Source organism: Colwellia sp. BRX8-5 (genome assembly GCF_014077325.1).
GTDB lineage: Bacteria > Pseudomonadota > Gammaproteobacteria > Enterobacterales > Alteromonadaceae > Colwellia_A.
In genome coordinates this window covers 12626-27622 of record NZ_JACGVR010000017.1, presented here as the reverse complement: position 1 = coordinate 27622, position 14997 = coordinate 12626, and the positions used below count along the sequence as shown (strand labels likewise).

Sequence of the window (14997 nt, the reverse complement as noted above, 5' to 3'; positions counted from 1 at the left end):
TGCTGTTTTAATTAATATAAATAAATCGTGCATCATGCTTGGAAAGATCATAAGGTGACTTTATTGAGTTAGCTATTTAGATGGCTAAATGAATTTTATGTTTTAGGATGAAAGATCATGATCAACGATACCAAAATAGTCAATGCGGGACGAAAATCAAAATGGACACGTGGCGTTGTTAATCCCCCAGTAGAACGTGCATCAACCGTTGTTTTTAATACGGTTAAAGAAATGAATCACGCAACAGCAAATCGTGGTAATCAAGTACTTTTCTATGGCAGAAGAGGCACCTCAACGGCTTTTGCTTTCGCCGATGCTATGACTGATCTCGAAGGAGGCGCTGGTTGTGCCATTTATCCATCGGGTACTGCGGCGATCACTAATGCTATTCTTTCGTTTGTTAAAACCGGTGACCATATCCTTATGGTCGATACGGCTTATGAACCCACGCGTGATTTTTGCGATAAAATATTGGTCAATATTGGCGTTGAAACGACTTATTACGATCCAACTATTGGCCGAGATATAGCCAGACTTATTAAAGAAAACACCCGACTTATTTTCTTAGAGTCTCCTGGCTCTATTACCATGGAAGTTCAAGATGTTCCCGGTATAGCTGAAGTTGCTCACCAGCATGGCTGTATGGTTATGCTCGATAATACTTGGGCTGCAGGGGTTAATTTTCAACCTTTTGATTATGGTGTCGATATTTCGATTCAAGCAGCGACTAAATATATCGTTGGTCATTCAGATGTGATGTTAGGTACGGCAATAGCCACTGAAGAGTATTGGCCACAACTGCGTGAAAACAGTTATCTGATGGGGCAATGTACTTCACCCGATGATCTATATTTGGCAATGCGTGGCATTCGTACCTTAGGTGTGCGTTTAAAACAACATCAAATTAGTGCGCTAAAAGTGGCTAATTGGTTAGCAACACGCGAAGAAGTTGATGTTATTCTTCATCCTGCATTCGAATCGTGTCCGGGCCATGAATATTTTAAGCGTGACTTTACTGGTGCTAACGGTTTGTTTTCATTTGTGTTAACCCGCGGTGATAAGCAATCACTTAATGCCTTACTTGATGGTATGGAACATTTTAAAATGGGCTATTCGTGGGGCGGTTTTGAAAGTTTAATTTTGGGTAATACCAATGTTGGGCGTTTGCGAACAGCGACAAAGTGGAATTATGAATATCCATTAATTCGCCTGCATATAGGTTTAGAGGATGTTGATGACTTAATTGCCGACCTTGCTCGAGGCTTTGATAGATTGAACACTGCCTTAGAAAATAAATCTTAGACAGTATTTTATTAAAAAATAAAGCTTAGGCTTTACGCGTTAAAAGTTTGGAATTTACATGCTGCTATGCACAACACAAAGGTTAACCATTAGGCACCTGAATGAGCAGGACCATGAATTTGTTCTGCAATTATTGAATGATGATGCTTTTATTAAAAACATTGGTGATAAAGGGGTTAGAGAGACTAAAGATGCAATTGCCTACTTAGTTAATGGTCCACTAGCAAGCTATAGCGAACAGGGTTTTGGGTTAAATTTAGTCGCTTTGAAAAGTGATAATACACCGATTGGACTCTGTGGTTTGTTAAAGCGGACTGAATTGGAATTCCCTGACTTAGGTTATGCCTTGTTACCTGAATATTGTTCGCAAGGCTTTGCTCGAGAAGCCTCATTAGCCGTATTAAAAGTTGCTTATGACAATAATTATGCAGCAAATGTTGTCGCGATCACCTCACTAGAAAATACTCCCTCTAACGTATTATTAAAAAAGCTTGGTTTTGTATTTGAACAGACTATAGAGTTTTATGGGTCAACCAATAATCTTTATAAAGTTAGACTGGCTTCAATTTTTGAACAGTAACCAACTTTAAAGACAGTAACGTTTAACACTAGGATATGGACTTAAGTGTAAATATCCTAGTGTTGCCAATTTCCTCTCAAACCGTTTACATTAGGGTAAAGGACAAACCTCTAGCTCTTTTTGTTGATAATAATCAGCGGTTAGCCCGAGTAATTGTGGCACTGTTGCCGCAATTACAATAGAAGAGAAAGTGCCCACTAAAATCCCTGAAAATAGCGCAATAGAAAACCCCGCTAAAGACTCCCCGGCAAAACCCCATACAGCCATAATAGTCACTAAGGTTGTTCCTGAGGTGATCATCGTTCGCACTAAGGTTGATTTAATGGCTTGATTGATCACTTCATCTATTGTGGTGTCATGGGTAGATTTCATTATTTCTCTGATTTTGTCACCGACAATAATAGAGTCATTTAACGAGTAACCTACAATAGCTAATAAACTCGCTAATATTGTTAAATCAAAGGGGATACCAAACCATGCAAAAAGCCCGAGTACAATAAGTACATCATGAAAAAGGGCAATAACAGCCCCCGCAGCTAAACGCCATTCAAATCTAAAAGACAAATACATTAAGATAACAATGATTGCGGTTAATAGTGCTAAGCCACCTTGGTTAATTAAGTCTTCTCCGACTTGGCTGCCAATGTAAATAGCATCTTGAGGGCTAATGTTTAGTTGATTTTTGTCAGCAAAATCAGATAGCCATGCCTTATCTTGTAAACTGACGTTATTATCTGCTTGTTGAACACTCCAATGAGTCCCTTGCTCTGCAGAGGTCAGTTTAAAGCTTTCTGGAAGATAGTTACTGAGTAAGTTATTCATATCCTGTTGACTGAGTGATTTCTCGGTTGAAAATTCAGTTAAGTAACCACCGGTAAAATCTAAACCAAGTGCTAAACCTTTATTTAATAGTCCTACTAGCGCTATAACAACAAAAATCATAGCTATAAAACAACCCACTAGGCGAAAAACACTTAATTTAGACGTGCTATTTATTTTAAAATTTTTCATACATTAACACCTAATAATTGAGCTTTATTTTTTCGAATGACAAGGTTTGTTAAACTTTTAGAAACAAAAACGCCGGTGAACATACTGGTTAAAATACCTAAACACAAAATAAGGGCAAAACCTTTTACTGGGCCGTTGCCTATGGTGTATAAAATAATACCAGTGATCATGGTGGTTACATTGGCATCAAGAATTGTTGAAAATGCACTTTTATAGCCTTGCTCAACAGCTGAGAGCACTTTATGTCCACGCTTTAACTCTTCTTTTATCCGCTCAAAGATAAGTACATTGGTATCTACAGCCATACCAACCGTCAATACTAAACCAGCAATACCCGGAAGTGTTAGTACTGCCCCAGGGAGTAACGACATCAACCCTAGTAAGCTTATTAAGTTTAATGTTAACGCTACATTAGCGATAAGCCCCAAAGTTCTATACCAAAAAACCATGAATAACAAAGTAAACCCCATGCCTATACTCAGTGCTTTTATACCATTTTTGATATTATTTTCGCCGAGTGTCGCTTCAATGGTGCGCTGTTTTACTATAGTTACTGGCGCTGTTAGCGAACCTGCTCGCAATAATAATGACAGTTCTTGTGCCGCATGTTGGCTGGGCATGTTGGTAATACTAAACTGTGAACCTAAGTGTTGTTGAATGGTGGCAACATTAATTATTTTACTTTTTTTGACCATTTGATCACCAGCATCTCGATAGAACTCAGAAAACACCGTCACCATAGCATTACCAATATTTTGCTTAGAAAATTGCGACATCTTCTTACCACCTAAGGCATCTAAGGTGAGGTTGACTAAAGGCATGCTCATTTGATCTTGTCCTGCGCGAGCATTTTCGATATTACTACCTGAAAAAACTACCTGACTGTTTAAGGTAAACGTTCTGCCATGTTCGTCCGCCATGCGTAATATACCTGCTGCATTTGAGTTTTCGGCAAGCTGATAAAAATCAAGTGATGCCGTGGCACCTATAATACGTTTTGCTTCCTCGGGATCATGAACACCAGGCAATTCAATACGAATATGGTTTTTACCTTGTTGAAGTGTAACCGCTTCGGTTATTCCCAACTCAGCTATTCTTCCACGCATCGTTTTTAATGTTTGCTGCATAGTTTCTTGGCGAAATTGAGCTTTTTTTTGCGAGGAGTATGACAAGATCACTTGGTCATTTTGATTTTTTTGTTGAGATAAATCAGGGTAGGCTGCTTTTATTTGAGTGAAAAGTATAGCCATTTTACTTTTGTCAGCGTTAGAAAAATTCACCGAAAGGTTTTGATTGTCCGCATCACTAGTAAGATCAATCTTATGTTGAACAACACTAACGCCTCGAATACGTTCTTCCATAGCAAGGGTTTTTATTGCTAATGCGATGTTTTTAAGTCGGTCAAATAAAGCTTGTTTTGTGTCGACATCAAGTACAAATAATACTCCACCACTTAAATCTAAGCCTAATTTTATTGGCTTAGCGTCGAATGATTGCAACCATGAGGGTACGCCACTTATCACCGAGGTCTCAACCCGATAATGATTAAACTCATTAGATAAACGTGTGTTAACTGACGCTATGTCGGCTGTATTACTGAGTGTTATTGACGTTGTCTTATCAATAGTATGAATTTTATCAACGGTTAAGTTGTTCTTATTCAATAAACCTTTAAGCTCACTAGTCGTTAGTTGTTGCACGTTCGCATTAATAGGTGAGAGGACAATTGTGACTTTATCTTTATATATGTTGGGTAGGGCATTTACTAATAAAAAAACTAAGGTGAAAATAATTAATAGGTTTTGCCATGTAAAGTAACGATATGGCTTTTTTCTAGGTGAATTCATCATAAAATCTCGAAATTTTGCTACATTTACTCTCTAAATTTTAGAAAAGCGCCTGCAACAAGGGTCACTGTTAAAGCAGTGACGGGAAAAAGGAAAAATAAGTTAATAATGGTTAGATGATGAATCTATGAATGATAAGTCAGGCGAGCTGTGTATAGCGTATTGCCATCTTTCCAACCAGCAAGTCGATTAGAGTTTGAACGATGACTGAGTTGTTCATACCAATTAAGTTTAGCAGGAGGGTTTGCAAGATTTTTAAATAAACTTGCAGAGAGTTTTAGCGTAAAAAACTCAGTAACGAGAAGATAGTTTGGCGTGGTTTGTATTTCATTAATAAATAAAGAGGCGGAAATTAAATTTAAGCGCGGTAAGTTAACCACATCATCGGGGGCAATATTATCTATTAATACCGAAAAGTTTGATGTCGGGTGCGAGTGACTTTTTCCAATGGTCGATATACTAGAAAAAGTTAAATCGCTATTAGCTGAATTTTCAATAGGTAAAGCATTAGCCGTGGCAGCTAAGACAAATAAAAACAGGGTTATCGAAAAAGTACGCCACATAAGAAAAGTAAATTAATTATTAATATGGTGTATGTGTGGCAAAATATTTGTTTTTCAAGTGCAGAGGTAAAATATATTGACTAAAGTCGCGTTGATTATTGTCGAAAAATCACCATTGTTGCCAACATTATCGATATATTGTTTTTAAGGCATTTTCTATTGGTATTGTCCGATTAACACTGCTAAGTTGTTGATGGGTTACCCATCTAGGAGTCTAGCCAGCGAGTTAGACATACACAATGAAAATAAATTCTAAGCGGTGCAATAACTGTACTTTTTAGCATTGAAGTAAAGAGAAATGACTATGTTCTACCAAACCGACGACGTTCGCATCAGTAAAATAAAAGAATTATTACCTCCAATCGCACTTATTGAGCGATTTCCAGCTTCTCAAGAAGCATCTAAGTCGGTATTTTCTGCACGTAAAGCCATTAGTAACATTTTTAATAATAAAGATGATCGCTTGCTCGTTGTCATTGGTCCTTGTTCAATACATGACACCGATGCAGCATTAGAATATGGCCAGCGACTAGTTAAACTGCGCAAAAAGTATGAAGACACGCTTGAAATTGTTATGCGAGTTTATTTCGAAAAGCCAAGAACAACGGTGGGTTGGAAGGGCTTAATTAATGACCCTTACATGGATAACACCTTTAAGCTTAATGACGGCCTTCGAATTGGCCGTAAATTATTACTCGACCTCAATGATATGGGGATGCCGACAGCGGGTGAGTTTTTAGACATGATAACACCACAGTATATGGCTGATTTTATGTGTTGGGGAGCAATCGGGGCTCGTACTACTGAAAGCCAAGTTCATCGAGAACTCGCCTCAGGCTTATCTTGTCCAGTCGGATTTAAAAATGGTACAGATGGCACCATTAAAGTGGCAATAGATGCAATTGGCGCAGCAAGTGCTTCTCATCATTTTTTGTCGGTCACTAAATATGGTCATTCTGCTATTGTTCAAACAACGGGTAATAAAGATTGTCATATTATTTTACGAGGCGGTAAATCGACAAATTTTGACGCAGACAGTGTAAAAGTTGTGACTGAGCAATTAGAGAAGTCTTCACTTAATACCAAGATCATGATTGATTTTAGTCATGCTAATAGCAGTAAAAAGTTTAAAAATCAAATGCTCGTTTGCGATGATGTTTGTCAGCAAATTAGCGGCGGGAATGACAATATATTCGGTGTCATGGTTGAAAGTCACTTAGTAGAAGGTCGCCAAGACCTGATTGACGGAGAAGTGGCGACATATGGTCAAAGTATTACCGATGCTTGTATTGGCTGGTCTGATACAGAAGTCTTGTTGGCACAACTGAGTGAGTCAGTCGTTACTCGTAGAGCTTAAGTTTATTTTCCCTCTTCTTTAAGTGTATTAGTAAAGCCAATCAATTTTGATTGGCTTTTTTATTTGTAAATTCAATGCCGAGCGCTGATGTTATTGCCACTGTTTGAAACAAAATAACACTCGCATTTTGTTAGCTGTGCCTTTATGGTATTGAAAAATAATCACTAGCAGGCGTTAATTTGTTGAACATCCATAGACTATCTATTCTCACCCAATTTGAATTGAAGCGTATTTTTAATACTAAAAATGGCTTAATCGCCTTAACGGCATTTTGTGCTGTTTGGTTCATACTTTTGACTTATGTGATCAGCTCAGCCACTGAACTGGTTTTTTCCGATGGATTTAAGGTGGCAGCAAGTACTTTATTTGGTTCATTGGGAGTAAGTGCTTTGTTGAAATGGCCCGTTGCTGAATTTTCTATTTATTGGCTAGTCGCGGTTTATTCATTTCCAATATTCACTTTTTTAGTCAGTAGTGATCAAACTTGTTCCGACCGTGCTCGCGGAACGCTTCGTTTTATTACGTTAAGAGCCTCACGCAGTGAAATACTGCTAGGACGATTTTTAGGTCAATTCCTTACACTTGTTAGCCTTATATTACTAACGTTAGTGGCATGTGTTATTTTAGCCACAGTTCGCGATAATGCTTTGTTTTTACCGGCATTAAAACAAGCTGCAGTTTTGTTTATTGAATTAGCAATTATAATTTTACCTTTCATTGCTCTGATGTCATTTTTTAATAGTATTTTATCCTCAGCAAAAATGAGTATTGTTGCTGGTATTTTGTTTTATACCATAGGAGCACTATTGATAGGTTTTATTCAATTTCAATTAGACAGTGGACTTTTTCTTAACTTTATTTTTCCGGGTACACAAATTAGCAGTGTAGTTTCATTAGATGGACTCGATTTTTACCATTATTTAATTCCAATATCACAAACGATTGTCTTGTTATTTGTTGCGGATAAACTACTAAAGAGGGCATCAATATGAGTTTACTCAATAGCCAATCTGCGCCATTAATTCAAGTTGATAATCTTTCAAAATCATTTGGCGATCATCTAGCTTTAGACAAAGTATCATTCAGTATAGAAAAAGGGCAACCTATTGCTTTAGTTGGACCCAATGGTGCTGGTAAAACAACTTTATTTAGCCTTTTATGTGGTTACCTGTTGCCCACTAGCGGCACTATCACTATTGCAGGATTGAGGGCCGGAGACGCCAACCTATTCGGCAAATTAGCGGCTTTACCACAAGATGCTCAATTTGACCCACGTTTTTCTATTGCACATCAATTAACCTTTTATGCCCAACTGCAAGGTCTAACTCGCAAGAATGCACAAAAAGAAGCACAAAGAACGTTAGAGCTTGTTGGCTTAGCTGACACACTAAAAGCCAAGCCTGATGAGTTATCACATGGCATGCGTAAACGTGTTGCTATTGCCCAAACGTTAATTGGCTCGCCAGAAATAGTTATGTTGGATGAAGCGACAGCTGGACTTGACCCGATAAATGCACGAGAAGTTCGTCAGCTCGTTGCTTCATTATCATCAGAAATTACCTTTATTTTAAGTTCTCATGATTTGAGTGAACTAGAGCGGTTGTGTAGCCAAGTCTTATACATAGAGAAGGGACAATTAAAACAACATCAAAACTTGCAAAGCGAAGATCAGCAAGGTTTCTTAACAATTAGAATGAGGAAGGCGTACGATAACTTTTTACCTTTAATGGCTGGCGTTGCCGAAGTACAGCATATTGAACAGACGCAAAACAATGAGTTTTTAATTACTACCGGTATCGTTTCTCCTGAAAGCGAACCGTTAGATTTACAAATATTAAAGCTTTGTCATCAACACAAATGGCAATATTCACAATTAACTAACGGTAAAACTTTAGAAAATAGATTATTCTAGATTTTATCAGCAGGAATGAACTCACCATCAAGGTCGACACGCTTTTGTGTTCGACCATTGTTTTGTGAAGCCAACCAGTCAAGGTAATCATCAATGGGCATTGGTTTTGCGTAATAGTAGCCTTGGCCAATATCGCAGCCAAAACTACGCAATGTGTCTTCATCTTCTTGGCTATTAATACCTTCAGCAACAACTTCTAAACCTAAACCCTTTGCCATTTTAACGGTAGCTTCAGCAATGGTTTTACGTTTGTGATCATCATTAACATTCTCAACAAATAGTCGGTCAACTTTGAGCTCTTGAAAAGGAAGATGGCTAATTTGCGCCATGGATGAATATCCTGTGCCAAAGTCATCAATACTAATAGTAAAACCTAAATCGCCTAATTTTTGGATTAACTCAAGAGATTGCTTGTTATGGCTAATTGACGCCGATTCAGTTAACTCTAAAATTATTTTGTCAGCGGCTATGCCACTTTCTTCAATAATACTTAGAGCATTAGTAAAAAAGTGCTCATGAGCAATATCTTTACCACTAATATTAATTGAGACCATATGATTATTATTGACTAAAATTTGTTGATGCTGTGCTAAAGCGCGCTTAATAACCCATAACGTTAGTTGATTAATAAGGCCTAAATCTTCGGCTAAAGGAATAAAAATGTCAGGTGAGATGAAACCTTCACGAGGATGTTCCCAACGAATTAGACACTCGCTACTGCATACACGTAAGGTTTTAAGATCGATTTGTGGCTGATGGTATATAGCTAATGTGTCATTCTCTATTGCTTCTTTTAAATCGGTGGCAAGTTTGAGCAAGTAACTGGTGTGATCTGATTTTTCGCTTTGATAATAAGCCCAACGTCCATAGACAAGTTGCGCATCGTTTACCGCTAACTGGGCATGATTAATCAATAAGTAGTTAGCACTGCCATGTTCTGGGTGGTTAGCGACACCAATTACTGCTGACAAGGGTAACTTAAGGTCATCTATTTGAAATGTCTCAGAGGTAAGCTGTTGTATTGATTTGATCAAAACAGGCAAGTCTTGCTGATTTTTCTCGTTATTAACGATTATAGCCAGGCAGTTATTTTCTAAAAAACAAATTTTTTCGTGGTTAGAAGATAATTTTACGATAGCATCATTATGAATAAACAATGAGCTTAAGCGACGACTTAGGCGTTTAAATAAAGCCGCGTTAGCTTTATCATCAATATAAAGTGATATTTGTTCGATATGTTCTGGTTTAATTATTAATACACAAAAATCGTTTTTACCCGAAATTTTCATTTCGTTCATCGCGTTTTCAAGCATCGACTTACGGGGTAATCTGGTAAAATCATGGTAACTAATATCATGAATTCTATCTTGCTCATTCCTGCGCATCCGCTCAGCGAGTGCAAAAGCCATAAAAGTAATTTCAATCATCACCGCAAATAGAAATGCATTACGTGTAATGAATGTCGAATCAACATAATTTAATAACACGAGTGGTTGAATTGCCGCACCAGCTAAAAAAGGTACCCATGAAATGAAATAAAATCGTGCCCAGGCAAAATCTTTAGACAGTCTTCTAAAAATGATAAATAGTGCATATAAAATAAATATCGGTTGAATTGAAAAAAACAGTTTGGTTTGTGCAATTTGATCTAAGGTCAATGAATAAAAAGCGACAACCATTAACAGTAGGCAAGATGTTAGGCCCACTTTATAAAAATTCCCTTTTATTTGGTCATAACGTAAGAAATATAATGAGAAAAGTAACAAGAAAAATATCATAAAATAATCTAAAAATAACGAGTACTCATGGATTATATATTGAATGTTTTTTGAGAAAATTAGATATCCATACCCCGTTACTCCAGCTATAACAATAAAAGCAGATAATAAATAGCCAATATATACCAAGTAAACTTTATCTTTTGTCGCAAAAAATAGCACAAAGTTATAGGCTGCCATTAAAAGCATAATGCCAATAAAAATCCCAAAAGTCATTTGCACATAATCAGCACGTTTATCAAAATTGTCTTTGCTATAAAGTATTAACGGGATATTTGGTGCGCCATTACTTTTTACATGCACAATAACTTGTGCCGTACTCTTTGCAAGGAGATCAAAAGCTACATGTGGAAATACATCCAATAAGGTTTCTTGCTCAGGCGTCTGTTTTTGTTGAGCTATTTGTGTCGTACTTCCCAAAATAGCATTGACTTTATAAACATCAAAAAAAGCCAAACGACTGTTATCGGCATGCAATACAACACTTTGGGGGGTTGGAGTATTGTTACTAATATTAATTTTCACCCAATAGGATTGAAGACCTAATGCGTAAGGAATGTCATTAGCTAACGAGGGAGTGAATCGCGCTTCTGCCTCTTTGCTTTTAATGAGAGTTTTGATATTTAAACTATTGTCACGGTCAATAGCGTAGCTAAAATTACTTGTTACTAAAGGAGAATCTTCACTAAAAGAAAGATCATCGATATGACTGATGAACTGCCATACACTGTTAAGAATAAAAGCTAACACCAGCGAAATCATTAGGATAAAGACTAATTTGGTACTGTTATAAACACTTGAGGGTAACTTGATCATAAGGATAATTTTAAGAATAGCGGGATAAGTTTAATAAGGTTAATTTAGCAGAATATCGCAAATAAAGGCAGGAAATTAATAAAATAAAAAAGCCTACTGTCTAAAAGTAGGCTTTAACATATATAACGTAAGGTATTATTATATGAGTCTTAGATAAGTCTTAGATAAAACAAGACTAAAATGAAGTAGTGTCAGTAAATAAGCCTACTTTTAAATCTTTAGCAGTATAGATAACCTTGCCATCAACTAAGACTTCACCATCAGCAATACCCATAAACAATTTGCGCTTGATAACACGCTTTAAAGTGATTTTATAAGTCACTTTTTTGTTGGTCGGTAAAATTTGACCTGTAAATTTAACTTCACCTACACCCAACGCTCTACCGCGACCTGGACCACCTGACCAACCAAGGAAGAAACCAACGAGTTGCCACATAGCATCTAAGCCTAAACAACCAGGCATAACAGGGTCGCCTTTAAAGTGACAATCAAAAAACCAAAGGTCTGGGCTAATATCAAGTTCAGCAATAATCTCACCTTTACCATATTCACCACCATCTTCAGTGATAGAAATAATTCGGTCCATCATCAACATGTTGTCTGAAGGTAATTGACTATTTCCTTCGCCAAACATTTCGCCAGTTCCTGCTTTTACTAAGTCTTCTTTAGAGTATGAATTTTGATCTAACATGAGGTCACTTTATTTTCAGTAATTAAATTATTCGCTACTTTAGCGAACACCTGTACACTAAACAACTCCGAGCAGTGCTTTATTTGAGTTTTATTAATATAAAGTTAGATTATTATCATTTTTTTATATATTATTTGGTTACGCATAACCTTGTTTTTATTTTAGATAATTTGGTAACTCACTGATGAAAGAGAATAAAAAAGCATTTAGTAACGCAGAGAAACAAAAGCGCTATCGCGAACGACAAAAAGAGAATGGCAAAAAAGAAATGCGTGGCTATTTGTCTCCAGAAGCACAAAATTGTTACGAACTCATAGCCGAGCAGACGAAATGGACGGACAGCGTCATTTTAAGTAATGCGGTTAGACTGACTTATGCTGCTTATAAAAATGGTCAAATTGGTTTGTTAAATAATTGGTTAAAGAAGCATGATCTCTAGTTAAAATTTAGCCTAACAGCAGGTTAATAAAGCAGTGCTATAACTATGCTGCACTTTTTCAATGTAAGATGGTTGAATTCAATTGTACTGCTTGCTAATACCCTATATGCTCTAATCATATAAGGAATATTTCTTACAGTATTCTCCAAGATAATAAAAATTGTAAATTAAGGTGAACCTCCGTTGATAAATGTTTTATTGGTCGATGATCATGAGTTAGTTCGTACAGGAATACGTAGAATTCTAGACGACGTAAAAGGACTTAAAGTCATAGGCGAGGCCGAAACCGGAGAAGAAGCCGTACAATTTTGTCGTAAAAGTCAACCCGATGTTGTGTTAATGGACATGAACATGCCGGGGATAGGTGGTTTAGAAGCGACTAAAAAAATAATTCGTTATTCACCTGACATAAAAGTTATCGTGTTAACTGTGTATTCAGAAGACCCTATTCCTACCAAGGTCATGCAAATTGGCGCTGCAGGTTATTTAACTAAAGGTGCTGGTGCTGATGAAATGGTTAACGCTATTCGAGCAGTAAACAGTGGTCAGCGTTACATAACGCCAGATATTGCTCAACAAATGGCATTAAGTCAGTTTAAATCGAATGAAGAAAATCCATTCAATACCTTGTCTGAACGTGAACTTCAAATTATGTTGATGATCACCCGTGGCGAAAAAGTCCCCCATATTTCAGAACAACTCATTTTAAGTACTAAAACGATTAATAGTTACCGATATAGAATGTTTGAAAAGTTGAATGTTGGTAATGATGTAGAACTTACTCATCTCGCTATTCGTCATGGTATGATCAAAACAGAAACATTATAAACCTTGTCAATTTCTCAATCTCTTTTTGATCACCAAGCTTTTCTTTCTTCCGTTTCTGAGCAAGCGGGTGTTTATCGGATGTACGATAAACACCAAACGGTTATCTATGTAGGAAAAGCTAAACAGCTTAGAAAACGGCTTGCCAGTTACTTTCGTAAAGATGTCGGCAGCACCAAAACCAAAGTATTAGTCAGCCATATTATGGCGATTGACGTTACCGTTACTCATACTGAGGGCGAAGCGTTAATTCTTGAAAACAACTACATTAAAAAATATCTCCCTAAATATAATATTTTATTACGAGATGATAAGTCTTACCCCTATTTACTAATAACAGACCATAAACATCCTAAGCTAGGCGTTCACCGAGGCGGTAAAAAAGTTAAAGGTGAATACTTTGGTCCATATCCAACTGTTGGTGCTGTTTGGGAAAGCCTTCGTTTAATGCAAAAGTTATTTCCGGTTCGTCAATGCGAAGATAGTTATTATCGTGCGCGCAGTCGTCCTTGTTTGCAGTATCAATTAAATCGTTGTTCTGCACCCTGTGTCGATAAAATATCAGCGGTTGATTACCAGCAACAAGTTGACTTAGCTAAACTATTTTTACGAGGAAAAAGCTCAACGGTTATTGATAGTTTAGTGGTTGAAATGGAACAAGCTAGCCACACATTAGACTTTGAGGCTGCGGCTAAGTACCGAGATCAAATCGCTACGTTACGACAAGTTCAAAAGCAACAGTTTGTCAGTGGTATTGTCGCTGAACTTGATGTTATCGGTATCTATATTGAGAAATCACAGGTTTGTGTACACGTTTTATTTATACGTGATCAAAAGATACTGGGTAGCAAAAGCTATTTCCCTAGTATTCCTGCCGAAACTGAACAAGCAGACGTTTACCAAGCCTTTATAAGCCAGCATTACTTAGGGCAAGACTTGAAAAGTGCTGCGATACCTAAAGAAATAGTGATCAGTGAAAGTTTTGAACACATTGAAGAGCTTACTAAGCTTTTGAGTGAGCAAGCCGAGCGCAATGTTAAAATATCAACGAGTGTTCGCAGCGAACGTGCCCAATATTTAAAGTTGGCCTGTACCAATGCGCAAAATGCATTGGTCACTAAGAATAGTCATAAAGCGTCAATGCAAGCGCGTTTTTCGGCATTAAATGAAGTTTTTGAACTTGATAATGGCATTAACCGAATTGAGTGTTTTGATATTAGTCATACCATGGGGCAACAAACCGTGGCGTCTAATGTGGTGTTCAATCAAGAAGGGCCTTTAAAGAGTGATTATCGTCGTTATAATGTTTATGGCATTACACCGGGTGATGATTATGCGGCGATGGCGTTTGCGCTTAACAAACGTTATGGCAAGGTGAACACCATGGAAAATATGCCTGACATTGTTTTTATTGATGGCGGTAAAGGACAATTATCAAAAGCAGAAGCATTTTTTACTCAATGGCAAATAGATACCGCTTTAGAAAAAATTCCACTATTAGTTGGTGTCGCTAAAGGAGAAGGGCGTAAGCCTGGACTTGAAACGCTAATCTTAGCAGGTAGTCATCAGCTAATTTCATTACCATCAACCTCACCAGCTTTACACTTAGTACAGCATATTCGTGATGAATCACATCGTTTTGCCATTACAGGACATCGAGCCAAGCGTCAAAAAGCCAGCAAAAAATCGACACTTGAATCTATTGAAGGAATTGGCGCGAAAAAACGTCAAGCCTTATTAAAATATTTAGGTGGGCTCCAAGAAGTTATCCAAGCCGATAGGTCAATACTTGAAAAGGTGCCTGGTATTAGTGCTGTTTTAGCCGATACAATATATAACGCCTTACATGATAAATAAGTTAAACGTCTTCCTGTAA

The 14997-nt window shown here is 37.2% G+C and carries 13 protein-coding genes; 8 read left to right on the top strand and 5 right to left on the bottom strand.

The window, feature by feature from the left end; all coding sequences use genetic code 11:
• Nucleotides 1–117: 117 nt before the first annotated feature.
• Nucleotides 118–1302, top strand: a complete 1185-nt coding sequence (locus tag H4J62_RS12350) for a cystathionine beta-lyase (RefSeq protein ID WP_182217637.1) — start codon at nt 118–120, stop codon at nt 1300–1302.
• A 58-nt stretch (nt 1303–1360) separates the two neighbouring features.
• A complete protein-coding gene (locus H4J62_RS12345; protein WP_182217638.1) occupies nt 1361–1882 on the top strand; it encodes a GNAT family N-acetyltransferase in 522 nt (173 codons plus the stop codon).
• A 90-nt stretch (nt 1883–1972) separates the two neighbouring features.
• On the opposite strand, the gene secF is transcribed toward H4J62_RS12345, so the two are convergent.
• From secF to H4J62_RS12330, 3 genes are all read right to left on the bottom strand, one after another.
• Entirely contained in the window at nt 1973–2893 is a 921-nt protein-coding gene (gene secF / locus H4J62_RS12340) for a protein translocase subunit SecF (RefSeq protein ID WP_182218308.1), read from the bottom strand.
• A complete protein-coding gene (gene secD / locus H4J62_RS12335) occupies nt 2890–4740 on the bottom strand; it encodes a protein translocase subunit SecD (protein ID WP_404842401.1) in 1851 nt (616 codons plus the stop codon). Before secD ends, secF begins: the two co-directional genes overlap by 4 nt.
• A 125-nt stretch (nt 4741–4865) precedes the next feature.
• Nucleotides 4866–5303 (bottom strand): hypothetical protein, encoded by a 438-nt coding sequence (locus H4J62_RS12330; RefSeq protein ID WP_182218305.1) that lies wholly within the window; start codon nt 5301–5303, stop codon nt 4866–4868.
• A 304-nt stretch (nt 5304–5607) separates the two neighbouring features.
• On the opposite strand from H4J62_RS12330, the gene aroG reads away from it, so the two are divergent.
• From aroG to H4J62_RS12315, 3 genes are all read left to right on the top strand, one after another.
• The gene (gene aroG, locus H4J62_RS12325) at nt 5608–6660 is read left to right on the top strand and encodes a 3-deoxy-7-phosphoheptulonate synthase AroG (RefSeq protein ID WP_182218309.1); all 1053 of its coding nucleotides are present in this window, start codon (nt 5608–5610) and stop codon (nt 6658–6660) included.
• Nucleotides 6661–6839: 179 nt separating this feature from the next.
• Nucleotides 6840–7652 (top strand): hypothetical protein, encoded by an 813-nt coding sequence (locus tag H4J62_RS12320; protein WP_182218303.1) that lies wholly within the window; start codon nt 6840–6842, stop codon nt 7650–7652.
• Nucleotides 7649–8572, top strand: coding sequence for an ABC transporter ATP-binding protein (locus tag H4J62_RS12315; RefSeq protein ID WP_182218302.1), 924 nt, complete (start codon nt 7649–7651; stop codon nt 8570–8572). Before H4J62_RS12320 ends, H4J62_RS12315 begins: the two co-directional genes overlap by 4 nt.
• Here H4J62_RS12315 and H4J62_RS12310 read toward each other — a convergent pair.
• Nucleotides 8569–11166, bottom strand: a complete 2598-nt coding sequence (locus tag H4J62_RS12310) for an EAL domain-containing protein (RefSeq protein ID WP_182218300.1) — start codon at nt 11164–11166, stop codon at nt 8569–8571. The genes H4J62_RS12315 and H4J62_RS12310 overlap by 4 nt on opposite strands.
• A 175-nt stretch (nt 11167–11341) precedes the next feature.
• Entirely contained in the window at nt 11342–11857 is a 516-nt protein-coding gene (gene fabA, locus H4J62_RS12305) for a bifunctional 3-hydroxydecanoyl-ACP dehydratase/trans-2-decenoyl-ACP isomerase (RefSeq protein ID WP_070373707.1), read from the bottom strand.
• Between the two features lie 184 nt (nt 11858–12041).
• On the opposite strand from fabA, the gene H4J62_RS12300 reads away from it, so the two are divergent.
• From H4J62_RS12300 to uvrC, 3 genes are all read left to right on the top strand, one after another.
• Entirely contained in the window at nt 12042–12296 is a 255-nt protein-coding gene (locus tag H4J62_RS12300; protein ID WP_070373706.1) for a hypothetical protein, read from the top strand.
• Nucleotides 12297–12479: 183 nt separating this feature from the next.
• Nucleotides 12480–13124, top strand: a complete 645-nt coding sequence (uvrY, locus tag H4J62_RS12295) for a UvrY/SirA/GacA family response regulator transcription factor (protein WP_070373705.1) — start codon at nt 12480–12482, stop codon at nt 13122–13124.
• A 3-nt stretch (nt 13125–13127) separates the two neighbouring features.
• Nucleotides 13128–14978, top strand: coding sequence for an excinuclease ABC subunit UvrC (uvrC, locus tag H4J62_RS12290; protein ID WP_182218299.1), 1851 nt, complete (start codon nt 13128–13130; stop codon nt 14976–14978).
• Nucleotides 14979–14997: the final 19 nt, after the last annotated feature.